The 22,808-nt window shown below is 46.2% G+C and carries 21 protein-coding genes; 19 read left to right on the top strand and 2 right to left on the bottom strand.

Annotated elements, in window-relative coordinates:
- Positions 1–16 precede the first annotated feature (16 nt).
- Complete coding sequence (locus ACG3M1_RS15310; RefSeq protein ID WP_002610284.1) at positions 17–907, bottom strand: DUF6017 domain-containing protein; 891 nt, start codon at positions 905–907, stop codon at positions 17–19.
- 431 nt (positions 908–1,338) lie between these two features.
- Here ACG3M1_RS15310 and ACG3M1_RS15305 point away from each other — a divergent pair, with 431 nt between their 5' ends.
- Together ACG3M1_RS15305 and ACG3M1_RS15300 are read left to right on the top strand one after the other, a co-directional pair.
- Positions 1,339–2,694: a putative bifunctional diguanylate cyclase/phosphodiesterase gene (locus ACG3M1_RS15305; protein ID WP_224727402.1), complete on the top strand. Its 1,356-nt coding sequence runs from the start codon at positions 1,339–1,341 to the stop codon at positions 2,692–2,694.
- 17 nt (positions 2,695–2,711) lie between these two features.
- The gene (locus tag ACG3M1_RS15300) at positions 2,712–3,317 is read left to right on the top strand and encodes a 4Fe-4S binding protein (protein ID WP_395814297.1); all 606 of its coding nucleotides are present in this window, start codon (positions 2,712–2,714) and stop codon (positions 3,315–3,317) included.
- Positions 3,318–3,782: 465 nt separating this feature from the next.
- Here ACG3M1_RS15300 and ACG3M1_RS15295 read toward each other — a convergent pair whose 3' ends face one another.
- The gene (locus ACG3M1_RS15295) at positions 3,783–5,063 is read right to left on the bottom strand and encodes a helix-turn-helix domain-containing protein (RefSeq protein WP_100933673.1); all 1,281 of its coding nucleotides are present in this window, start codon (positions 5,061–5,063) and stop codon (positions 3,783–3,785) included.
- A 706-nt stretch (positions 5,064–5,769) separates the two neighbouring features.
- Here ACG3M1_RS15295 and ACG3M1_RS15290 point away from each other — a divergent pair.
- From ACG3M1_RS15290 to rsmH, 17 genes are all read left to right on the top strand, one after another.
- Positions 5,770–6,552, top strand: coding sequence for a hypothetical protein (locus ACG3M1_RS15290; protein ID WP_002609979.1), 783 nt, complete (start codon positions 5,770–5,772; stop codon positions 6,550–6,552).
- Positions 6,552–6,749: a hypothetical protein gene (locus ACG3M1_RS15285; RefSeq protein WP_002609981.1), complete on the top strand. Its 198-nt coding sequence runs from the start codon at positions 6,552–6,554 to the stop codon at positions 6,747–6,749. The genes ACG3M1_RS15290 and ACG3M1_RS15285 overlap by 1 nt, the downstream gene beginning before the upstream one ends.
- 17 nt (positions 6,750–6,766) lie before the next feature.
- Positions 6,767–7,135 carry a GntR family transcriptional regulator gene (locus tag ACG3M1_RS15280; protein ID WP_002609983.1) on the top strand — a complete coding sequence of 123 codons (369 nt, stop codon included), beginning with the start codon at positions 6,767–6,769 and terminating at the stop codon, positions 7,133–7,135.
- Positions 7,119–7,817 carry an ABC transporter ATP-binding protein gene (locus tag ACG3M1_RS15275; RefSeq protein ID WP_008817692.1) on the top strand — a complete coding sequence of 233 codons (699 nt, stop codon included), beginning with the start codon at positions 7,119–7,121 and terminating at the stop codon, positions 7,815–7,817. Before ACG3M1_RS15280 ends, ACG3M1_RS15275 begins: the two co-directional genes overlap by 17 nt.
- Before the next feature lie 480 nt (positions 7,818–8,297).
- Complete coding sequence (locus tag ACG3M1_RS15270) at positions 8,298–9,485, top strand: MalY/PatB family protein (protein WP_008817691.1); 1,188 nt, start codon at positions 8,298–8,300, stop codon at positions 9,483–9,485.
- 60 nt (positions 9,486–9,545) lie between these two features.
- Entirely contained in the window at positions 9,546–10,502 is a 957-nt protein-coding gene (locus ACG3M1_RS15265) for a sodium:calcium antiporter (RefSeq protein ID WP_008817690.1), read from the top strand.
- 298 nt (positions 10,503–10,800) lie between these two features.
- A complete protein-coding gene (locus ACG3M1_RS15260; RefSeq protein ID WP_002609990.1) occupies positions 10,801–11,289 on the top strand; it encodes a flavodoxin family protein in 489 nt (162 codons plus the stop codon).
- Complete coding sequence (locus tag ACG3M1_RS15255) at positions 11,277–11,933, top strand: hypothetical protein (RefSeq protein WP_008817689.1); 657 nt, start codon at positions 11,277–11,279, stop codon at positions 11,931–11,933. Before ACG3M1_RS15260 ends, ACG3M1_RS15255 begins: the two co-directional genes overlap by 13 nt.
- The gene (locus ACG3M1_RS15250; protein WP_008817688.1) at positions 11,917–12,534 is read left to right on the top strand and encodes a TetR/AcrR family transcriptional regulator; all 618 of its coding nucleotides are present in this window, start codon (positions 11,917–11,919) and stop codon (positions 12,532–12,534) included. The genes ACG3M1_RS15255 and ACG3M1_RS15250 overlap by 17 nt, the downstream gene beginning before the upstream one ends.
- 90 nt (positions 12,535–12,624) lie before the next feature.
- Positions 12,625–13,116 (top strand): flavodoxin domain-containing protein, encoded by a 492-nt coding sequence (locus ACG3M1_RS15245; RefSeq protein ID WP_009270703.1) that lies wholly within the window; start codon positions 12,625–12,627, stop codon positions 13,114–13,116.
- Positions 13,106–13,498: an FMN-binding protein gene (locus ACG3M1_RS15240; RefSeq protein WP_009270702.1), complete on the top strand. Its 393-nt coding sequence runs from the start codon at positions 13,106–13,108 to the stop codon at positions 13,496–13,498. Before ACG3M1_RS15245 ends, ACG3M1_RS15240 begins: the two co-directional genes overlap by 11 nt.
- Before the next feature lie 181 nt (positions 13,499–13,679).
- On the top strand, positions 13,680–13,811 hold the full coding sequence (locus ACG3M1_RS15235) for a hypothetical protein (protein WP_257319928.1): 132 nt from the start codon (positions 13,680–13,682) through the stop codon (positions 13,809–13,811).
- A gap of 67 nt (positions 13,812–13,878) precedes the next feature.
- The gene (locus ACG3M1_RS15230) at positions 13,879–18,225 is read left to right on the top strand and encodes a PolC-type DNA polymerase III (protein ID WP_008817685.1); all 4,347 of its coding nucleotides are present in this window, start codon (positions 13,879–13,881) and stop codon (positions 18,223–18,225) included.
- Positions 18,226–18,450: 225 nt separating this feature from the next.
- Positions 18,451–20,034 carry a ClC family H(+)/Cl(-) exchange transporter gene (locus ACG3M1_RS15225; protein ID WP_008817684.1) on the top strand — a complete coding sequence of 528 codons (1,584 nt, stop codon included), beginning with the start codon at positions 18,451–18,453 and terminating at the stop codon, positions 20,032–20,034.
- Positions 20,035–20,211: 177 nt separating this feature from the next.
- Positions 20,212–21,246: a GrpB family protein gene (locus ACG3M1_RS15220; RefSeq protein WP_008817683.1), complete on the top strand. Its 1,035-nt coding sequence runs from the start codon at positions 20,212–20,214 to the stop codon at positions 21,244–21,246.
- A 194-nt stretch (positions 21,247–21,440) separates the two neighbouring features.
- Positions 21,441–21,872: a division/cell wall cluster transcriptional repressor MraZ gene (gene mraZ / locus ACG3M1_RS15215; RefSeq protein WP_008817682.1), complete on the top strand. Its 432-nt coding sequence runs from the start codon at positions 21,441–21,443 to the stop codon at positions 21,870–21,872.
- Positions 21,869–22,804, top strand: coding sequence for a 16S rRNA (cytosine(1402)-N(4))-methyltransferase RsmH (rsmH, locus tag ACG3M1_RS15210; RefSeq protein ID WP_395814294.1), 936 nt, complete (start codon positions 21,869–21,871; stop codon positions 22,802–22,804). Before mraZ ends, rsmH begins: the two co-directional genes overlap by 4 nt.
- The last annotated feature ends 4 nt before the right edge of the window (positions 22,805–22,808 follow it).

Here is a 22,808-nt window from a genome sequence, read left to right as displayed (position 1 = left end):
AAAATCCTCCTGTTTTTTAATAGCCGCCGTACATATCGTGGTTGACAAGGGCGGTGTAATAGCTGTCAATGGTGTTGGGCGCGTTGAAAAGTACCGCTTTCAGATATTGCTTGATGTTACGGATTTTCGTGGTGTTCTCTTTCATGCAGTCAAAGACAAATTCAATGTGGCTGCTGTTCAGCTTCATAAACTTTGCTTTGACAAGCTCTGCCGGATAATCGTCCCCGGCGATACGAATTGTCTTTCGTTTGGTGCAGACAGTTTCAAGGATAAGGGACACAATCTCGTCCAAGCGTTCCCTGTCAATGTTGGTATGCTTGATAAAATGCTCATACTCGATATTGTCCTTGATGATTTCCTCATACACGCTGTATGCGTCTGCCGCTTCCGTTCCTTTCCGTTCCGGCTCTGCCGTTTCTTCCCTCAAAGGAGAGGGGTTAGGGGAAAGGATAGGAATGGAATGGTTACTTGATAAATCCGTATTTGATTTTTCTTTTTTTGGTAAGTCAGTCTTTTGTATATCTTTATTTAATTGCATTGGATTTTCCAACGTAGGTTTTTCCTGCGTAGGATTTTCCAATGTTGGATTTTCCAATGTAGGTAAATCCAAGTTAGGCGGCTGCTCATAGATGATGTAATCAGTTCCCCGCAAGCGTCCTTTCTCGTCGCGCTCCCTTGAACGCTGAATATATCCGGCTCTTTCAAGCTCCCGGACAGCTTCGCGGATAGCGTCGATTTTTTCCCGGTTGATATAGGACAGTCCCGCAAGGGTATAGTCCCAATCCTCCGGCAAGGACAGCATTTGCGATAACAGCCCTTTTGCCTTTAGGGAAAGTTCTTTGTTGCGTAAATGGTGGTTGCTCATAACCGTATATCCTGTGTTTCTCTCCACGCGGAAAACTGCCATAGCTTCATCAACTCCTTTGCTGCATATTTGTTACGCGGTAGAACAGCGATTTTAAGGGTTTAGGTATCAATCCCTTACCCTGTGAAAACCGTACCCGCAAAGCCTTGTGTAGCAAGACTCTTTTTGCCCCTACTGCGTAACATGAGGGTAAAAAAATAGCGGCGTTCCTTGTTTCCCGGTTGGGATAAGGTAACGCCGCCAGTGCGGTGCTATATGAAATTGTGTGATTGCCGACGTGCCGCGCCGCCAGTGCGTCGCGTTTGTATTGGGTTGTTTCATGCTCGCAAGATGTTCCGGCATATCAAGGCGCAATCCGTTAAAAGTAGTAAATTGGTAGTAAAATCAATCTGAAATCCTGCGAATGTGCTTGTATTTCAAGGGTTTTTCGGGATAATCAAAATTTTATAACAAATATTCGTAAAATACTCCGTTTGGAAACCACAAACAGACAGCTGAAGGATACGGCGGGAAGAGACACCCTAACCAAAGCCTATACACTTGAGTATTTCATCACAAGCGCAGAACAGCTTATGAAAAGCAATACGAAGTTTAAATACGCACTGTTCTATGTGGATTTTTCGGATTTCAAATATATCAATGATGTTTTCGGTTATGCGAACGGAGACAATCTGTTAAAACACTATGCGGCGCTGCTGATAAAGGATAAGGAGCATGATGAGCTGGTAGGACGCATCAATGCGGATAATTTTATCATTCTCCGTCATTATAACAGCAGAGCTGAGCTGACAAAACGGCAGTCTGCCGTGGATGCTGCTATTCGTGACTATATGCGCTCTCATCTTGACAGACAGGCGCTCAGTATTAGCTGCGGTATCTGCTGTCTGGAGGATGTCGATGAAAAGCTGAATCTGAATGAATTGCTGAACCGTGCCAATTTTGCGAGAAAAATGGTAAAAAACGGACATGAATTAAACAATTACTGCTTTTATGATGAAAGCATCCGGCAGCATTTACTGGAAGAAAAGTCGATAGAAAGCGGTATGGAGGAAGCTTTGAGTAGCCGCCAGTTTGAAGTGTTTTACCAGCCGAAGGTTTGTATGCGAACCGCAGAGATTGCAGGCTCGGAAGCACTGGTGCGCTGGCGTACGCAAAAGGGTACGTTGCTGATGCCGGATCAGTTTATCCCTGCCTTTGAAAAAAATCGTACCATCCCTCAGCTGGATCAATATGTATTCGAATCCGTTTGTGTGTGGTTGCGAAAGCTTCTGGATGAGGGTAAGCCGGTGCTTCCCGTATCTATCAATGTTTCACGTCTGCAGTTCTGCAATATGGATTTTGTAGAGACCTATGCAGGCATAAAAAAGAGCTATGCCATTCCCGACGGCCTGCTGGAAATTGAATTTACAGAATCCGTCATGTTTGACAACTGGGAGAGGCTGACCTCCATTGTGGATCAGCTGCATTCCTGTGGCTTTGCATGCTCCATTGATGATTTCGGGAAGGGCTATTCTTCTCTGGGAATGTTTAAAAATCTGAATGTGGATGTATTGAAAATTGATGCGCTGTTTTTCCATAATCTGGAGACAGAGGAAAAGGATCGGCTGCTGGTTGAAAGCATCATTCAGCTTGTACGGCAGTTTGGTGTGAAAACAGTGGCAGAGGGGATTGAAACCAGGGGACAGATTGAAATTCTAAAGCATATGCGCTGTGATTATATTCAGGGCTATGTTTACTATAAGCCAATGCCGCAAAAGGAATATGAAAAGCTGCTGTTGCAGTTGTTTCCTCTTTGCGCACAAGAAGCGGTAACGGTATGTCCGGTTTGAAGACAGGAGGATTGCATATGCAGGCTGGGGATTGTTTGCAAATTCTGCGTGAGATAAAGGATGTTTCCTTTGCGAGCGTTGATGAACAGGGGAATCCGCAGGTCAGAATCATTGATGTTATGCTTGTAGAGGGTGATAAGCTGTATTTCTGTACTTCAAGAGGGAAGGATTTTCACAGGCAGCTGCTTCAGCATCCGCAAATTGCGATTACCGGAATGAACAGCGTGTATCAGATGGTGCGCCTGCAGGGGTGCTCGATTCGTCTGTCACAGCAGGAGTATTGGATTCATCGTATTTTTGATGAAAACCCGTCTATGAAGGACGTCTATCCCGGTAATTCGTTCAGCATACTGGATGCCTTTGTGGTTTGTGATGCACAGCTTGAATTCTTTGATCTTGGAAGACAGCCGATCGAACGCCGATATTTTACAATCGGAGAAGCATCGATGCCGAAAAAGGGGTTTATGATACAGGAGAGCTGTATCCAATGCGGAAGCTGTATTCGTCATTGCCCGCAGCAGTGCATTGTGTGTGGGGAACCCTGCCATATCCGGCAGAACAATTGCCTGCATTGCGGTCTGTGCGCAGAGGTTTGTCCTGTTCATGCGATCATCAGAAGATAAAGGCAACTCCTGTTTCTGTTGCAATGAGAAAAATGTGTGAATTTGCATGAGAATCAGGGTTAAGAAAAATGTAGTTGTCATGCAGCAATGAAGCGGTTTCATCATTTACTGCTGTTCTGATTCATTAAGCACGGATAACAGCAGATTATTCTTAAAAAAATCAGGTTTTGCTGAAGTGAAAAGTTAAATTCCACTTTCAAAAGGCGAATAAAAAATGTGGAACTTTCTTCTACAAAAGTCTATACAGAGCATAAATATAGCGTTAGAAAGGGTTTCAAATAGGTAGAAGTAAGTAAAAATGTGAAGAAAGTGGTCATTGTGCGAATGATAGATAAAATGAATAAGCGCACTGAAAATAGGCTCCATTATGCCTATGTATAACTAAATTCCACTTCTATTTTATAGTTACACTATAAATAACTGTTCTTTGCCGCTGCTCTTATCATTCTTTATATCATCTGTTTGTTACTTATGAGTCAATACGCTTGGACGAAGTATCACTTCGTCCTTATCTATTTTCTGTAGACCAAATTCATAAAGTTTCTGCGCTAATTCCGGACACATGAACTCACATAGCTCAAATGGGGATTTTCCATTCAAATGTTCCTTGGCACTGGAATTGATATGTGAGATGGCTACATTCAAGGAAGTCTGATCGGTCAGGCCGATACTGCGTAAGTCTACTTCGTTAGGCAATATATAACGTAATTCACGATGCATATTTTCCAGGCTTCCTTTCTGCCCGGACTGCATAGGGTCGCAATAGAAGACTCGTGTCCTTCTGGTACCATCGTCTCTTTTTTCCATATGCTCAGCATCAGTAAATTCACCTCCGCGATCGGTGAGTGTTATATGAGCTTCCTGTTCAAACAGGCTTTTTCCAAGGATGGAATCAAGAACAGCTAGTCCGTCAACCATATCTGCAGCAGTCTTCGTGTCGTGATATACAGCAAACAGGAGCCCATATTTGATGAATTTGAAAGTCTGGATAAACGGTCCATTGGAAATGTCATTGTAGACTGTATCCATTTGTAAAATGTGAGTGATTTCCTCAGACTCAACATAGGATTGGTAATCTGTGTAAAGCCGTCCAACAAGGAATTTACGGTCTTGTCGTTTTTTATAGATCGTCTTCTTCTTAGCGGTCATTTTTCTTTTGACTTTTATACGAAGGTCAATATTAGCAATGCCAACACATTCGAATACACCTTGTTCAATATAGTTGTAGAGTGTCTTCTCACTGATTCCAAGTTCGGGATGTGCAGCTATGATCTGATAAGGTGAATGACCTTTTAATATAAGAGGCTTGATGGTATTGCCTAGCTCTACAGCTTCTGATGAGGTCAGATTGATTCCGGTTCGAGACTCAACGAGTTCGCTACGGTATTCCTCATAGGCGATCGTAGGTTTATAGAGGTATTTATCAAAGCGGCAGCTTTTCAGTTTCTCACAGCCATTACAAGCTCCCGGAGTACGATCTCTGCGTTTGCAGCGGAACTTAGAATAATCAGGGCAGTTGACAGTACAATTCTTTCTCTTAAACTTACAGTGAGCATAGTTCTCACATTCTAGAGAAAGTGTAGATTTATGAGAGAGATAACGGTGAGCACGGATTTCCTTACCTATCGTAGATTTATCTTTGCCTAGATTATCAGCAATAGCTTTTTTAGAAGAACCATTAACGATGCCGATCGCGATGACATTGCGATCGTCCTGAGTCAGATGTTTGTTTTTGTTCGTTGCCATATTCATCACCCTTTGTAATGTGTATGATAATAACCAGCGGTTACCTTCATCATAGATATAAAAAAGGATATATGAAAGACTAAATGCAATTGTAAGTGTAAATTCAACTAGATTGTTGTGTAAGAGTCTTTTCTACTTAGCTACTTTGAAAGTGGAATTTAACTTTTCACTTCAGCAAAATCAGGTTTTTTCCTGATATATGTGACATCTGTGTGATAATGTGCTATGATATTACTATCGCCGCTGTTATTTCAAATAGAAAGAGATACCTAGGCAAAGGAAGCGGCAGTCATCCGAAAGGATGACTTTTTTCGTTTGCAGGGGGATTCGCCTGTCCGTTCGCCTTTTATAAAAAATAGGAATCGTTCAGAGCTATCCGGATCGAGAACGGTAAGCTGCAGTATTAGCAGAGGGAAAAGAATCAAGTGTACAGGCTTGTAGAAAATAATGCACCTGATCTTTTCTATTAGCAGACTATCCAAATGTGTATCCCTGTCTGACTGCCCTGTATCGGTTGTCCTATAAATAGCCATGATGGAAGAAGTATACAGCAGGATAGGACTTGTTTATATGGGAAGTGATTGCTGGCGACCTTAATTTCGATTAATATTTTTATGTATTGCTTGACAATTCTTTCTCAATACTGTACTGTTGTATTAGATGGTTAATACAGTGATACACAAACCATTTACGAGGGAGGAATTATATGTTCTGGAAATTATGCAAGCATGAGCTGAAATGCTCATATCGAAGCTTTCTTGTTTTATATGCCATCGTCATGGTGGCGGCACTTCTGATGAATCCTAGGAATGAGGGAATGATAACCAACATTGCAGCAATTGTCTATATTATCATGAGTGTGGTTATGTTCATCATGTGTGTTGTCGTCATTATTAAGAATTACAGCAATTCGATGTTCTCCAGGAATTCGTATCTGACGCATACCCTGCCTGTCACAAGCACACAGCTGCTGTTGACAAAAATTCTGAGTGCGGTGTTCTGGATCATTGTTTCCGTGTTTGTCCTGTTTCTGTCGATGCTGATTATCGGTCTGCGTGTCAGCGGTTTTGATTTTTCAGCAATTACAGAGACGCTGCAGCAATTCTTCAGCACCGTGATTGCAGTGGATTCCCTGCTGTATCTGTTCTATATGATTGTCGGTACGGCAGAATCCGTGGCCTTGGTCTATCTGGTTATGAATATAACGCATACCACCTATGTACCGCGATATCGCACGGCAGTTGCCATTCTGCTTTATATTCTGATATCCTGGATACTCAGCTTTGTGTTTGATCGGATATTGCTTGCTCCGTTTCATCTTGCCTCCGATGATTTTGCCGGCACAATCATGGGGATGTTTATGGGAATGCAGGTGGAATACCAGTTCATGGCAGGTGTGGGCATTATGATTGTGAAATCCCTGCTGCTTCTCAGCCTGTTCTTCTTCGGAAGCAAATATATCCTGGATCATAAACTGGAAATAGAATGATGAATGACCTGAAGGAGAGAGCACTGATCATACTGATTATTCTGCTATTCTCGTTCTGGTATGTATTTACCGGATATCTGCTGCTGGATTATTTCAGAATCGGATGGCCAATCTATATTGTAGGAGCACTGCTGCTGGGAATTATCATCATAGCAGTACTGCAAACAGTGAAACGAATGAAAAACGGAGAGTATTAGGAAGGAAGTGAACCTGCATGAATTTTGATTCCAAGATGCCGATCTATCTGCAGATTATGGATGAAATAAAGCGATGGATCGTTACAGATGTATATCAGCCTTCTCAGAAAATTCCTTCTGTCCGTGAACTGGCTGTGGAATTTGGTGTCAATCCGAATACGGTACAGCGTGCGCTGAGTGAACTGGAGCGCAGCGGTCTAGTGGCGAGTGAACGCACGAGTGGCAGATTTATCTGCAACGATACAGAAATGATACGGAAACTAAAGGAAGATGTAATCTGTAGAAAAACAGACATGTTTATTGAAGAAATACGTCAATACGGATGTGATGATGAAGCCATCATCGCCACAGTGGAAGAGAGGTTGCACAATGGAAAAGCTGATTGAAATAAGCGGGCTTAGCAAAGCCTATGGGAAAAAGCAGGCCCTGCATAATGTGGATATGGTTTTTGAGGGAGGGCAGATCATCGGTCTGCTCGGTCCTAACGGAAGTGGAAAGACAACGCTTTTAAAGGTTATGACCGGACTGCTGAAGGATTATGACGGTGTCGTAAAAATCGATGGAACATGCATCGGGGCAGAGACGAAGGCGATGGTGTCCTATCTGCCGGATGAGCCGTATTTCTCAGACTGGATGAAGGTGAAGGATGCACTGGCTATTTTTGTCGATATGTATGCGGATTTTGATCTGGATAAATGCCTGACGATTATGCGGCGTTTTCAAATTGATGATGGAATGCGCATCAAGACGATGTCTAAGGGGACAAAGGAAAAGTTTCAGCTGGCTCTGGTAATGAGTCGCAAGGCAAAAATCATCGTACTGGATGAGCCGATTGGCGGTGTCGATCCGGCCGCAAGGGAAGTGATTCTGGATACAATTCTGGAAAATTATTCTCCGGAGCAGACGATTCTTATTGCAACGCATCTGATTGCGGATATCGAACGTATCTTCAGTACAGTTGTCTTCATCAAAAACGGACAGATTGTCTTGAACAGTGAAGTCGAGGATGTGCGTCAGGAAACAGGAAAATCCATTGATGAACTGTTCCGTGAAGAATTCCGTTACTAAATAGTTGCTTGCTTTTCAACCATACAGGTATCAAGGAGATTTCCATCTGCGCTTTTCGTTCAGTGAAATGGGAATCTTTTTTTATTTTGCGAACTGCCTGTATATAATGTGTACAGCAGCTATGTCTGAAGCGGTGACTATGCCCGTATGCATTATCGGGCATATACGGTTGTGTATCACATGGAAGGCACGGTAGGTTATTGGACCATGGCTCGTACAAGCAGTATACACAGGCAAAAAGCTTAGCACATTATGCGATTGTCCTGCATTGCTGTATATGAAGAAGAGGGTACGATGAAGGCATCATGCAATTATAAAACTTCAAAACATCCTTCAGTATGCGATTGTTTGCACAGCATTGCAGACACAGCTTCGAAAAAGTGGGAAAATCCACAGTATTTTCTCTGTTCAAGGGCTTTTAAACACGATATAATAATGCAGTATATGAGTACATGAATTGATCTTGTTTGGGAGGTACATATGAAATATGATTTTGATACGGTTCTGTCGAGAACGGGAACCGGATGTATCAAATGGGATAAGCCCTTTGCTTGCAGTGATGAACAGACGGTGCTGCCTCTATGGGTGGCGGACATGGATTTTCCCTGCAGCACAGAGATACAGGAGGCCCTGCACCGTCGTGTGGAGGAGCAGATTTACGGATACTCCTGCGGCTTTGATGATGCATACAGAAACAGTGTAACTGGATGGTTTCAGCGTCGCTTTCAATGGACGATTGCGGCAGATTCCATCTTTTATGCAGGGGGAGTCGTTCCAGCTATCGCCTATCTTTTGGAAATTCTGAGTGAGGAGGGTGACAGCATACTGATTCAGCCGCCGGTATATTATCCGTTTCGCAATAAGATTCTGGCAACCAGGCGCTGTGTTGTGGAAAGTCCCCTGTGCATTACGGATGGAGTCTACACGATTGACTTTGCGGATTTAGAGGAAAAGCTGGCTGCGGATGAGGTAAAGGGAATGATTTTGTGTTCTCCGCATAATCCGGTAGGCCGGGTATGGTCAAAAGAAGAGCTGCAGCAGGTGGCTGATCTTGCGCATATCTATGGAAAATGGATCATCAGTGATGAAATTCACTGTGATCTGATACGGGAGGGAATTCATCATATCCCGTTACATACGCTGGTTCCGGAATATAAGGATGAAATCATCGTCTGTACAGCGCCCAGCAAAAGCTTTAATCTGGCAGGTCTGCAAAACAGTAATATCATCATCACAAAGCCGGAATATCAGCAGCGCTGGAAGGAGTTTGTCGGAAACCGACTGTCTTTGAACAGCTGCAATTCCTTTGCATTAGCGGCAACGAAGGCGGCATATAATGAAAGTGAAGACTGGTTGAATCAGGTGAATTCCTATATCGATCAGAATATTCGCTATGCATGTGACTATCTGGAAAAAGAGCTTCCGCAGGCTGTTGTTTCCCCCTGCGAAGGAACCTATCTGTTGTGGGTGGATGTCCGTGCGTACTGTCCTGACGAGAGGCAGCTCGAGAAGCGGATGCGACAGCAGTCTCTGATTTTGGATGAAGGCTATCTGTTCGGTGCACAGGGAAAGGGCTTTGAGCGTATCAATATGGCTGCACCGCGTTCTCTGATTGAAGAATGCATGCGCCGGTTTGTCAAAGCGGTGTCGGGGGAAGCTATAGAATAAATAGAAAAAGAGCAGCTGCTTTCTGCGAGGGAGGCTGCTGGAAAAGGAAAGGAAAATGGTATGCTGTATCTTGAATATATCGTATTGGCGGCACTGGTGGTGTTTTTGTCTGTACGTCTGTCGTATTACGTTGATTGTCTGGATAAGAAAACAAATCTGTCCGGTGCGTTTATAGGAGGTGTCATGCTTGCGGCTGTGACCTCTCTGCCTGAATTATTTACATCTCTGACTGCGGTTCTGGCACTGGATCAGCCGGATCTGGTACAGGGAAATGTGCTGGGTAGCAATATCTTCAATCTCTGTGTCATTGGAGGACTGATGCTGTTTACATCCCGCCGTTATCAAAGAGCCACACTGTCAAAATCACACAGCAAGACGCTGTGGTTCGGTCTGGTCATGTATGCCCTTGTATTTGCGGCCATCATGATGCCGAAGGAGGTTGGGTTCAGTTTTCTGAAGGTTAACCTGATGTCCGTTCTCATTCTGCTTGTGTATGCGGTAAATGTGAAATTCATGGGGAATGATGACAGCGGTGATGTGGAGGAGGAAGTGTATATCTCGCTGAGTGTAAGGCAGATTGCTGTTCGGTTTATCTGTTACAGTGTGGGACTTGTTATCGTAAGTATCCTGCTGACAACGGTAACGGACCGCCTTGCGGAGGAGCTGCAGCTGGGGGCTACGGTTGCCGGGGCAATCTTCCTGGGAGTGGCTACCTCACTGCCGGAGCTGAGTGCTTCTGTCAATCTGGTACGGATTGGAAATTTCAATGCATCCTTCGGTAATATCGTCGGCAGTAACCTGTTCAATTTTATCATACTCTGCTTTGCGGATGTTCTCTTTACGCAGGGAAGCATTTATGTCAATGAACCGCAGGTAATGAATCTGCTCGGCTTTGGTGCGTTTTCCATGGTCTGTACACTGGTGGTTATATATGGAAAGAAGCATCGCGCCCTGGTTCTGTTGGCGAGTGTGGCGATACTCGGCTCTTATGTCACAAGCATTTTACTGTCCATGTAATAAATAGCGGAGGGTATGGCTGTTTCTATGTTTTTTATGCTTTGAAAATAGAATAATCAGGAGGATCAGGTTCGTCTTTATCATGTACCTGATCTTTTTTTCTGTATATTTATCATCCTGCCTGTTTTTCGAATATGCATTTATACATTCATTTTTTGTACGGTTATGCAGATCGTGGTGGATAGGAATGACAGACAATGGCTTTGTTAATCTACTGAAACCATCTTGACAGAATGACCGGGATACGATAAGATAAACATAAATTAAACAGTGTTTAATTTATTAAGAGGTGATGACTGTGAGAACATTACGATTGAATGATACGGAATATGCGTTTTGCGATGAATTGGGGATGGAGACAGTGGATGTCAGAGAGTTGAAGCTGCAGGGCTGTATGGGATGTGGAGCCTGTGAACGTCGCATACATCATGGTGGTGAATGTGCAGTTGCGGATGATATGCAGATGCTGTATCCCAAAATCGCGCAATGTGAAAAGCTGGTCTTCATATGCCGGCAGAGCTTTGGGTGCTGCAGTCCGAAGTGCAAGCGCATTTTGGATCGTATGGCGGTGCTTGGCTATCCGGAATATACCGTAAAAAACAGGGAGCTGACCAAGAAGGGATGGAAAATACCGCTGCGTGAAATCGAATTTCTTCTTTACGGAGAGGCGACGCCACAGGAGCTGGCATTGTTTGAGGAATGGCTGGAGGAGATCCATGGTATTACCGGGGGTACGCTCATGCGTGTACAGTATATTGGTGAGGAGGCAGCACTATGTCCATACTGATTTTGAATCTGAGTCCGCGCAGGCTTGGAACCAGTGCCCTGTTGGGAAGACTTATGCAGGAACAGCTCGGTGAGCAGACGCAGCTGTGGAGCTGTCTGGATATCGAGGCTGCATGGGACAGCTTTCTGGAAGCTGCAGGGCTGGCAGATACATGGATTTTTATCACTCCCTGTTATGTGAACGCTATCCCGGGGGATGCAGTAGAGGTACTGGCTAAGCTGCATCAGGCAGAGCTGTCGAGAAACAAATATGTATATGCAATCGCACAGGGTGGAATGCCATACACTCATACGCATCACTGCTGTATCGGCAATATCGAGCTGTTTGCAAAGGCGATGCAGCTGCGCTGGATGGGCGGCTTGGTTATCGGGGGAGGGGCAATCATTGACGGTGTTACATTGAAGCGTCTTCCCAATGCGGTACCGGTGGAGCATTGCCTGCAGAAGCTGATTGCCTGTATACAGCATAAAACGAAAGTTGACAGCTTGCTTTCAAAGCAGGCGGAAATGAAAATCCCAGGCTTTGTAGCCCGTCTGATGTGTTTGAAAATGAATCATACGATTCACAAGCAGCAAAAGAAAATCAAAGCAGACCGCCATATCTGCTTTTATGCAAAGGAGGAGAAGCATGCGCGTAAAGGATGAGGAACAGATAGCATCACGCAGGGCGCTTATCATGCGTGCAGCCAGAGAAATCATGGAAACGCAGGGAATGGAGGCTTTAAGCATTCGTAAAATAGCGGCGATGATACAGCAGACACCCGGTATTATTTATCATTATTTTTCCGGGAAGGAGGAGCTGATGCTTGCGGTCGTACAGGAGGGATATCAACATATCCTGTGCATCATACAGCAGACCATGGCATCTGAAAAATCTCCCGCTGCCCAACTGCGAGCCACGTTGTTTGGTTATGTTAGAGGGATGCTGGAGGATCCGCTGCTTTATCAGGTCGTCATGCAGAGCAAGCTTCCTTCCGTACAAAAGCAGACTGCAATTTTGCAGGAAAATCTGCGCCAGCATCGAAAAAGTATTGCTATGCTGTGCACCTGTCTGGAGGAAGGCATAGCATGCGGCGAGTTCAGTGTGGAGCAGGTAGAGCTTCGCGCACAAGGCATCTGGTGCTGTGTATACGGTCTTTTGGAGCGTATCCTCATAGAACAGCCGGTGCCTGCATACCGGGATAAGGTCATTGAGGAAGTGCTGGATTTGATCATGGCATCTCTGCGACCGCATGAAACAGCATAGGAAGCAGAGCAGTCAGAAACGCAGGCATATGACAGAGACAGTATCACGATCTATGAGGCAGCCTGCAGAAAGCAGGGGAATGGAGAACAAATGAAAACACTGATTATTTATAAAAGTAAGCATGGCACCGGGAAAGAGGTGGCAGCGTATCTGCAGCAAAAGCTTTGCGCAGATTTACAGGAAGCAGACCCTGCACTGTCGTGGGAAGGCTATGAGCGCATTGTATGTGTTGGAAGCATTTATGCCGGCAGGCTGGCAAAGCAGCTGCTTGCCTGCATTCGTGCAAATACGAAGGAGCTGGCAGGGAAAAGCGTCGGTATGCTGCTGTGCGGTATGAGCGATGCTGCACCGGAAAAAATCATCACAGAAAATCTGGGAGAAGCATGTTATCGGCAGCTTGCCTTTTCTGTGAATATCGGCGGCAGACTGGACTTTCAGAAGCTGGGCTTTCTGGAAAGAAAAATCATCCGCATGGTGAATAAGCAGGAACATCTGTATGAGGATAAAGACGCTGTACTTGTAGACCGCCTGCGCTGGGATACGATTGACAGTGTCATTGCAGGGCAGACTCATGAAGCGTAAGCTCATCAAGGCTCTGGTGGTACTGATTCTTCTTGGCGCGGGAGGGATTGCTTATCAGTTCTATCAGACGAAGCAGCAAAGTGATGCGCTCGCATTTGAAGCCGTGGATATGAACCGTCTGCAGGATGGCAGCTATGAGGGAGAATGTCAGACTGGTCTGGTGCAGGTACGGCTGCGGCTGCGGATTCAGAATGCTGCCATACAGAGAATTGAACTGCTTCAGCACGATAACGGTATGGGGAAAGATGCTGAGCGTATTCTTGAAGATATTCAAAAGCAAAACAGTACGGTTGTCGATGATGTTTCCTCTGCCACCATATCCAGCAGAGCAATTCGCATGGCGGCACAGAATGCACTGAAAAAGGCGGCTCTGCCGCAGTAAAGCAGCCTTCCGCATTCCACCAGTGAATGGGGAACGCAAAGTCCGATTGGGATGAGCCAGTGCGGCTAACTGCTTAAACAGCGATATACGGATACATCCGAAAACGACGGGATGTATCCTTTTTATGTGCAGGGAAGAAAAATCTTGCGCCTGATCCATTACGGCACATGAGGATTGCTTTTTGCAGCCTGCGGAAGATGTTGTGAAAAGCGCAGCGGATATACGCAGTAAAAAGGGAGCGTCAGCTGAACATCGCATGCGCCGTGAACAAAATGGTCGCGCGTGGTTTGAATATGACACATCCGGAAAATGAGCGATAATTTTACTTTTTCAAAGGGGCGAAATATGCTATCATATAAGGAGCGGAAAAGAGGGATTCAATGGAACTGAAACTGATTGATTTAGTGAGAAAAATGGAACAGAACAATCCGGATCTGGAGTATTTTGAACAGGGTACCTTTACCATGAAGCCGGTATATATGAAGAAGTCCAATGTTATCAAAATGGAAATCTCTCTGCCGAAGCCACTGCCGTTTCAGGTATGGGATGTTTTCTGTATGCGTTTAACAAAGCTGACACGCTGCAGTGTGGATTTACATATCACAGCTGAAAAGGCCGAAGCGGAGCTGCTGGAGGTATCCAGCTATATCGAACGCTTTGTCTCCCGGCATATGCAGCTGAAAATATTTCATGAATCACTGCCGACCATCAATGAACAGAAATATCTTGTCTATCAGATTCTGGATGAGCAGGAACGCGACCGGGCGATCCAGAATAAGCATTTGCTGCAGGAATTTCTGGAGCGCTGCGGCTTTCAGCTGGAAATTCATGTTGAGGAAATGAAAAAATCCGCACCGATTCCGACGGTCACAGTGAAAAGTGAGGCGGCAGCGAAGCCGGTGAAGGTGTATGAGGAAAAGAAAAGCTATAATTTTAAGCCGAAGGGGAAAAAGGGACTGGACCAGTATGTGCCGTTTTCCATTCATGATATTACAGAGGAATGCCATGGCATCCGTATCCATGGTAAGATCTTTGAAACGGAAACACGAACGCTGCGCAATGGACGTGATATCCAGATGCTGTGGATCGGGGATGACGACGATGCCATCATCATGAAGCGGTTTGAACGCGGTGCCGTCACAAAGGAAGTACTGGCGGAAATAAAGAACGGAGACTGTGTCGTAGCCTATGGTAAGGCGGAATACGATGCCTATACCCGGGAGCTTGTCTTTATGCCGGACGTGATTGAAAAGGTTGCGGAAGTAAAGCGTGTGGATGAAGCAGAGGAAAAACGTGTGGAGCTGCATGTGCATACCAAGCTTTCGGAAATGGACGGTGTCTGCAATATTGAAGAATACATCGATCAGGCGAATGCGTGGGGAATGGATGCCATCGCCATTACTGATCATCTTGTCGTACAGGCCTTTCCAAAGGCACAGCATAAGGTGGAGGCGATCAATAAGGGCAGAGAAACACCGTTTAAAATGATTTACGGTCTGGAAATGAATATGGTGGATCCTGCACTGCAGATTGTTCGTAATATTCAGGACATTGAACTGGAAAAGGGGACCTATTGCGTATTTGACCTTGAAACAACCGGTCTATCCAGCCGTTTTGATCACATTATCGAATTCGGCGGGCAGATCGTTAAGGATCGTGCCTGTATAAAGAGTCTGCAGCTGTTTATCAAGCCGCCGGTGGCGCTGAGTGCCTTTACCACGGAGCTGACCGGTATTACGGAAGAGCATATGAAGAATGCGAAATCCTTTGCGGACAGCATAGATGAGATTCTCGACTTTATCGGGGACAGTATCCTGGTGGCACATAATGCGACCTTTGACTATAACTTTCTAAACGATGAGCTGGCAAGAATCGGACGTCCCCCAATCATGAATCCTGTGATTGATACACTGGATCTTGCCAGAAGCATGCAGGCGGACCGTAAGGGCTATCGGCTGGGGCAGATTGCCCGTTCCTATGGCATTCGATACGATGAGGATGTTGCTCACCGTGCCGATTATGATGCGGAGGTTCTTGCGCAGACCTATATGAATATGCTGAACGATTTGAAGCATATCAAAAACCTGCAGGAGCTTCAGGATATGCAGACAGCTGAGAGCTTTCGCAAGGTGCGTGTCAAGCATGTGACGATACTGGCGAAAAATATGGCGGGACTGAAGGAGCTGTTTGAGCTGGTGACGCTTTCCCATACCAGCTATCTTGCCTACAGCAGTAAAAGTACAAACAATATCGTAGCGGAGCCTAGAATTTTGCGAAGCGAAATTGAAAAGCGGCGTATCAACGGCAATCTGCTCATTGGCTCCAGCTGTCTGAACGGCGAAGTGTTTGACATGGCACAGACCCGCAATGAACAGACACTGGAGGAGGTTATGCAGTTTTATGATTACATAGAGCTGCAGCCGCTGGAAAACTACCGCCACCTTGTGGAACGTGATTCCATTTCCAGTATGGAGCGGTTAAAGGAAATTCTGACATCCATTGTGAATGCAGCCGATAAGCTGGATAAGCTTCTGGTTGCCAGCGGAGACTGTCATTATGTACAGCCCGGTGAGAAAATGATTCGTGATATTTATATTTCCTCACAGGCGATTGGCGGTGTCCGTCATCCTCTCTATATCTACAATCAGGAAAAGCGTCGGAAATTCAAGGCGCCGGACCAGCACTTCCGTACAACGAAGGAGATGCTGAAGGAATTCGCATGGCTGGGAGAACAGCGCGCCTATGATATGGTTATTAAAAACACCAAACGGATTGCCGATATGATCGGGGAAGTGAAGCCTGTCAAGGATCGTCTGTATCCGCCGGATATCGAGGGCTCTGATCAGAAGCTTACGGATATCTGTTATGAAAATGCTCATAAAAAATACGGACCGGTGCTTCCCGAAATCGTGGAAAAGCGCCTGGAAAAGGAGCTTGCAAGTATCATCGGACACGGCTTCTACGTTGTTTACTATATTTCCCATCTGCTGGTTAAAAAGAGTCTGAATGACGGGTACCTGGTAGGCTCTCGTGGATCGGTCGGCTCCAGCTTTGTTGCGACGATGTCGGAAATAACCGAGGTTAACCCGCTTGCACCGCATTATGTATGTCCGAAGTGTCATTATGTGAAATTTTATACGGACGGAAGCGTGGCAGATGGCTTTGATCTGCCGGATATCATCTGTCCAAACTGTGGAGAAACCATACGAGGGGACGGACACGATATTCCGTTTGAAACCTTCCTTGGCTTTGAAGGGGATAAGGTTCCCGATATCGATTTGAACTTCTCCGGTGATTATCAGCCCAATGCCCACGCCTATACAAAAGAGGTGTTCGGGGATGATCATGTGTACCGTGCAGGAACGATCGGTACCGTTGCGACGCAGACAGCGTTTGGTTATGTGAAGGGATATGAGGAGGAAATGGGCATTGAAGGCAGTATGCGAAATGCACAGGTCCTGCATCTGGCGAAGGGCTGTGAGGGAGTGAAGCGTACGACCGGGCAGCATCCGGGTGGTATTATCGTCATTCCGCTGGATTTGGATGTTCATGATTTTACACCGGTACAATACCCTGCCAACAACCCGTATGCGGAGTGGAAGACCACCCACTTTGAATTCCACGATATCCATGATAATGTTTTGAAATTTGATATTCTGGGACATGTCGATCCGACCGCAATGAAGATGCTGGAGCGGATGAGCGGGATTGATCCGACGACGATTCCGATGAATGACCCGGAAACGATGAGTGTCTTCTCCAAGGTGGATGCCCTGAAGATTGATACGAGTAAATCCTGTGAGGAAACCGGAGCCGCCGGATTACCGGAGTTTGGAACGCCGTTTGTGCGCGGTATACTGGAGCTGACGCGCCCGACCACCTTTGATGAGCTTTTGAAAATATCCGGTCTGAGCCATGGTACTGATGTCTGGCTGGGAAATGCGAAGGATCTGATCGACAACGGAACGTGTACGCTGAAGAGTGTCATCGGATGTCGAGATGATATCATGGTCTATCTGCTGCACAAGGGACTGCGGCCGAAGCTTGCCTTTACCATCATGGAGAGTGTGCGTAAGGGGAAGGGCTTGAAGGATGAATGGATTCCGGAAATGAAGGCCAACGGTGTGGAGGACTGGTATATTGATTCCTGTCTGAAAATTAAGTATATGTTCCCGAAGGCACATGCGACAGCCTATGTTATGATGGCGATTCGTATCGCATGGTTCAAGGTGCATCGTCCGCAGGTGTATTACTGCATGTTCTTCTCGATTCGCTGTGATGCCTATGATATTGAAACGATGATTAAGGGAGAACAGGCAATACGGCGCCGGATGCAGGAAATCAGCGATATGCTGAAAAATAATGAAACGAAAAAGGATGTTTCCAAAAAGGATAAGGATACCTTCAATACGCTGGAGCTTGCTCTGGAAATGAACCTGCGGGGCTATTACTTTACCAATATTGATATCATGCGCTCGGCATCCCGTGAGTTTATCGTCGATCCAGAGAATGCGAACTACATCATTCCGCCGTTTACCAGCATCGACGGACTTGGCGAGAACGTTGCGGATACGGTTGTGGAGGCACGAAAGCAGGGAGCCTTCCTTTCCAAGGAGGATTTACAGCGGCGTACGGCATTGAGCGGAACACTGGTGAAGAAGATGGAGAGTATGGGAGTTCTGGAGGGAATGCAGGATGAAAATCAGATGTCTCTGTTTTCCTTTTAAGCGTTAAGGAATCCTTGACTCGCAAAACAGCACTTCCGTGTTGTAGGATGAACAGGCATATGCCTGTTTTTCTTCGCCCTTATAAAAGAGCATTGAATCGTAAATTGCAACTGTACAGGCTGAACGGTGTGACTGCTGACGGCTTCGGCCGTATAAGAATCGTGTGGCAACGGGAAGTGATTTGTAAAAGGGAGATACGAATGCTATAATTTTAGAGAAAGAAGGATGAGATTTGTGAAAGAGAGAAAACATGGAAGTACGCTTCATATTCTGCATAGTGCAGGAAATTTTAAATATGTATTGATTGGAGAAGGGCTTGCGGCCGGTCTTTGTGCCGGTCTGATTGCCGTGCTGTATCGCATCATTCTGGGCTACGCGGAGGATTTTGTTGCGGCTGCGGTTGCATTTATCCGCACCGACTGGACGCATATTGTGTTGTGGTTTGCTTTTCTGCTCATACTGGGATTTCTGGTTGCGCAGCTCTTGAAGGCGGAGCCGTTGATCTCCGGTAGCGGAATTCCGCAGGTGGAAGGAGAAATCATGTCTTTTATCGACCAGCAGTGGACGCGTGTGCTGCCTGCGAAGGTGATTGGCGGAACGCTGTGTGCCTTCGGCGGTCTGTCTCTGGGAAGAGAAGGCCCCAGCATACAGCTGGGAGCGATGGCAGGAAAAGCGATTGCGAAGCTGTTTCACCGCGTAAAGATGGAAGAGCGTCTGCTTTTGACCTGCGGGGCTGCGGCAGGACTGGCTGCAGCATTTAACGCACCCCTTGCCGGTGTGATGTTTGCACTGGAGGAGATTCATAAAAATTTCAGCGTGTCGGTATTGATTTCCGTCATGTGTGCGAGTGTGAGCGGAGATTTTCTATCCCGCAATGTGTTCGGTCTGGCTCCGGCATTTCATTTTGAAGTCCTGAACACCTTTCCGCTTGGCTATTACTGGATGCTGATTCTGCTGGGAATCGTCTGCGGCTTGTTTGGAGTACTGTACAACAAATCCACGATGAAGGTGCAGGCACTGTTTGCAAAAAGCGGTCTGCGGCATTACGGTGTGATGGTGGCAATGCTGCTGTCCGGTGTGCTTGCCCTGTGTCTGAGCGATGTGCTTGGCAGCGGACATGCGATGATCGAAATGCTCAGTGAGAATCCTGTCATGATGCTTCGCACACTGTTTCTTTTGCTGGCAGTGAAATTTGCGTTCTCCCTTATCAGCTTCGGCTCCGGAGCCCCGGGCGGTATTTTCTTCCCGCTGCTTGTCCTTGGCAGCTTTACCGGGGCAATTTTCGGGAATATCGCCGTACAGGTGTTCGGCTTCTCTGCCGGCTATATGAATAATATAATCATTATGGCGATGGCAGGGGCATTTGCCGCTATCGTTCGCGCACCGATCACCGGAATCATTCTGATAGCAGAGATGAGTGGTACCTTGACGAATCTTCTGCCACTGGCGGTGGTATCGCTGATCAGCTATCTGTGCGCCAGTCTGTTGAACTGTGAGCCGATTTATGAAAGCTTGCTGCACAATCTCCTTGTGAAAAACGGTGTGAATCTTTCTGCCTTCCATGGAGAGCGCCATCTGGTGGAAGCCGTTGTAGAGCTGGGAAGTCCGGTCTGTGATCAGGCAATATGCGATGTGAAGTGGCCGAATAAGTGCCTGCTGATCAGCATTGAGCGGCAGGGGAAGGAGCTTCTGCCGAAAGGAAGTACTGTGCTGCATACCGGGGATAAGCTAATCGCCTTACTGGATGATGAGGATGCCCCCTATATTCAGCATCAGCTGGAAAAATGCTGCAGCTCAAAGCTGGAATAAAGAAGCGTATGGAAGCAGAAGGAATACGGTATACAGCTGGTTCATGAGACAGATGAACAGGAGAACTCCTAAGAAAATCATACAGCTTGTTCCTGTATGCAAGAGAATTATGAAAGTAGCGCAATCTGGAAGCAGGGGAAAGACATATGCTTGTGAAGGAAGAAAATGGAGGCGTTTATGAAGCTGGTTTATAAAAATCTTACCATCTGCAGCAAAGCGGAAGGAAGTATTCCTGTATGTGATACAACCTGTGTACCTCAGCTGCAGGAAAATCTAATGAACAGCACTTTGCAGCTGTATCTGCTGCTGGATACCATTTATGCCGGCTATATGCAGGTGACGCTTCAGTCTGCACGCACGGTGACGATCGCAATGCGGCTGGCGAATATCGGAAAGGATTTTGCACTGCTGCATCGACAGTATGTGTATATGCTGCTGTTCTACGTCCTGTATCGCTGGGATATCAAGCAGGTGATGATGGAGGTGGATGCAAAGGAGCAGCAGCTGCAGGAAAATCTTGTTCAGCTGGGCTTTCAAAGAATCGAATATGAGCAGGAACATCCTGCCATAGCAAAGACCCCTCTTCTGTACCGATTACAGAAGTCTGATTTCAATCGTACAGATAATCAGGATGCAACGGAACTGCAGAAGCTTTCTCTGGAACAGCTCTGGGAACTGTTTCCGATTGTCATACGACCGTATAATGAGCAATATACAGCATGGTATGATGCGCAGCGTCTTCACCTTCAGGAGCTGCTGAAAGCCTCCATTGTAAGGATGTCCCATATCGGAAGTACAGCGGTGAAAGGACTGGAAGCAAAGCCCTGTGTGGATATTCTGCTGGAAACGGATACCCGCCATCCGCAGAAGCTGATCGAAACGCTTACACGGGACGGCTGGATACTGATGTCGAGAAAACAGGAGGAGCAGGGGGATATCCTATGCTTCAATAAAGGCTACACGGCCCTTGGATTTACGGAGAAGGTATATCATCTGCATGTACGCTATCCTGCAGCATGGGGAGAGCTTTATTTCTGTGAGTATCTGCGTACCCATGATGCGGTGTGTCGCAAATATGCAGCCTTGAAAAAAGAACTGGCACAGACCTATCGCAGAGATCGGGATGGATATACACAGGCAAAAACAGAATGTATTGAGGAAATTACAAAACTGGCCCGTGCAGAGCTTTCTGATAAATTCATCATCAAGTGAGGAAATCGCAGAGAACGCAGCTTTTGATGCATTTCTTCCATATACGTCACATAACTGGAAAATTAAGGAAAATCCGTCGAACCCGGCAGGATAAAATCCTTAATTTTTTTAATTCTTTATGTACAAAACCATAGCCAGAGGGTATAATGGTGGTATAAAGTAGCAGAAAGTGGTAGATAGTGGAGGTGAAGGGCATGTTCATGGGTGAATACGCACATAATATTGATAAAAAAGGGCGTATCATCATTCCTGCAAAGTTTCGTGAGGAGCTGGGAGATCATGTCATCATCACACGCGGGCTGGACGGCTGTCTGGCTGTTTACACAAAAGAGCAGTGGGAGACCATCTATGAGCAGCTGATGAAGCTGCCTTCAACGAAGAAGGATGCCCGTATGTTTGTCCGAATGATGACAAGCAAGGCCGCTGAATGTGAAATTGATGCACAGGGTCGTGTACTGATTCCCTCTCCCCTTGTGAAGCTGGCAGAGCTTGTGAAGGAATGCATGGTGATCGGTGCTGCCAATCACGTGGAAATCTGGTCCAGAGAACGCTGGGAGCCGGTGGATGAGGAAGCAAACGACGCCTTTGAAGACATAGCCGAGAGCTTAACGGAGTTTATGATATGATGAAACACTACAGCGTATTACTGCAGGAGAGCATTGACAATCTGGCAATTCATAGCGATGGAATCTACGTGGACGGTACGCTGGGACGAGGCGGTCACAGCGCGGAAATACTCGCACGGATACCGCAGGGGCATTTATATGCCTTTGACCGTGATGCCTCTGCTATCGAGGAATCCAGGGAACGGCTTGCGCAGATTGGCAATAATGTAACCCTGATACATAGTAATTTTTCAAATCTGAAGCGTGAATTAACAGCACGCGGCGTTACCGGCATCGATGGTATGGTTCTGGATCTGGGCGTATCTTCACCGCAGTTTGATGAAGCACAGCGCGGTTTCAGCTACCGCTTTGATGCACCGCTGGATATGCGGATGGATCAGAGCCAGAAGCTCAGTGCCTATCAGGTGGTGAACGAGTGGGAGTACCAGGAGCTTGTACGCATCTTTTTTCAGTTTGGTGAGGAAAGCTTTGCGAAGCAGATTGCCAGAAAAATTGAAAAAGCAAGAGTAGTAAAACCGATTGAAACAACCTTTGCGTTGGTGGATGTCATTAAATCCGCACTGCCTGCGAAGGTGCTGAATAAGAAGGGACACCCGGCAAAAAAGGTGTTTCAGGCAATTCGTATTGCCGTGAATGATGAGCTGGGGGAGCTGCAGCTGGTGCTGCGGGATGCACTGGAGCTTCTCCATGTCGGAGGAAGGCTGTGTGTCATCAGCTTTCAGTCGCTGGAGGATCGGATCGTAAAGGATACCTTTGCCTCCTGCAGCAAGCCGAAGCAATATGATAAGCGCATTCCGATCCTGCCGCAGGATATGGAAGCTGCACCGTATCGGCTTCTCAATAAAAAGCCGATAACCGCTACGGAAGAGGAGCTGAGGGAAAATATGCGCTCTCATTCCGCAAAGCTAAGATGTATAGAAAGGATCAGGTGATGAA

Origin of the sequence: Clostridium sp. 10cd*, assembly GCF_044336395.1 — a bacterium.
In the GTDB taxonomy this organism is placed as follows: Bacteria; Bacillota_I; Bacilli_A; order Erysipelotrichales; family Erysipelotrichaceae; genus Clostridium_AQ; species Clostridium_AQ innocuum.
Note: the sequence above shows the minus strand (reverse complement) of the source record. Positions and strands in the feature narration are given on the sequence as shown.

Coding starts and splice junctions, on each gene's coding strand:
- ACG3M1_RS15310 (WP_002610284.1), bottom strand. CDS start 907: ATGGCAGTTTTCCGCGTGGAGAGAAACACAGGATATACGGTTATGAGC.
- ACG3M1_RS15275 (WP_008817692.1), top strand. CDS start 7,119: ATGGAAAAGCTGATTGAAATAAGCGGGCTTAGCAAAGCCTATGGGAAA.
- ACG3M1_RS15290 (WP_002609979.1), top strand. CDS start 5,770: ATGTTCTGGAAATTATGCAAGCATGAGCTGAAATGCTCATATCGAAGC.
- ACG3M1_RS15225 (WP_008817684.1), top strand. CDS start 18,451: ATGAGATTTGTGAAAGAGAGAAAACATGGAAGTACGCTTCATATTCTG.
- ACG3M1_RS15265 (WP_008817690.1), top strand. CDS start 9,546: ATGCTGTATCTTGAATATATCGTATTGGCGGCACTGGTGGTGTTTTTG.
- ACG3M1_RS15300 (WP_395814297.1), top strand. CDS start 2,712: ATGCAGGCTGGGGATTGTTTGCAAATTCTGCGTGAGATAAAGGATGTT.
- ACG3M1_RS15255 (WP_008817689.1), top strand. CDS start 11,277: ATGTCCATACTGATTTTGAATCTGAGTCCGCGCAGGCTTGGAACCAGT.
- ACG3M1_RS15220 (WP_008817683.1), top strand. CDS start 20,212: ATGAAGCTGGTTTATAAAAATCTTACCATCTGCAGCAAAGCGGAAGGA.
- ACG3M1_RS15285 (WP_002609981.1), top strand. CDS start 6,552: ATGAATGACCTGAAGGAGAGAGCACTGATCATACTGATTATTCTGCTA.
- ACG3M1_RS15230 (WP_008817685.1), top strand. CDS start 13,879: ATGGAACTGAAACTGATTGATTTAGTGAGAAAAATGGAACAGAACAAT.
- ACG3M1_RS15295 (WP_100933673.1), bottom strand. CDS start 5,063: ATGGCAACGAACAAAAACAAACATCTGACTCAGGACGATCGCAATGTC.
- ACG3M1_RS15240 (WP_009270702.1), top strand. CDS start 13,106: ATGAAGCGTAAGCTCATCAAGGCTCTGGTGGTACTGATTCTTCTTGGC.
- ACG3M1_RS15270 (WP_008817691.1), top strand. CDS start 8,298: ATGAAATATGATTTTGATACGGTTCTGTCGAGAACGGGAACCGGATGT.
- rsmH (WP_395814294.1), top strand. CDS start 21,869: ATGATGAAACACTACAGCGTATTACTGCAGGAGAGCATTGACAATCTG.
- mraZ (WP_008817682.1), top strand. CDS start 21,441: ATGTTCATGGGTGAATACGCACATAATATTGATAAAAAAGGGCGTATC.
- ACG3M1_RS15250 (WP_008817688.1), top strand. CDS start 11,917: ATGCGCGTAAAGGATGAGGAACAGATAGCATCACGCAGGGCGCTTATC.
- ACG3M1_RS15245 (WP_009270703.1), top strand. CDS start 12,625: ATGAAAACACTGATTATTTATAAAAGTAAGCATGGCACCGGGAAAGAG.
- ACG3M1_RS15280 (WP_002609983.1), top strand. CDS start 6,767: ATGAATTTTGATTCCAAGATGCCGATCTATCTGCAGATTATGGATGAA.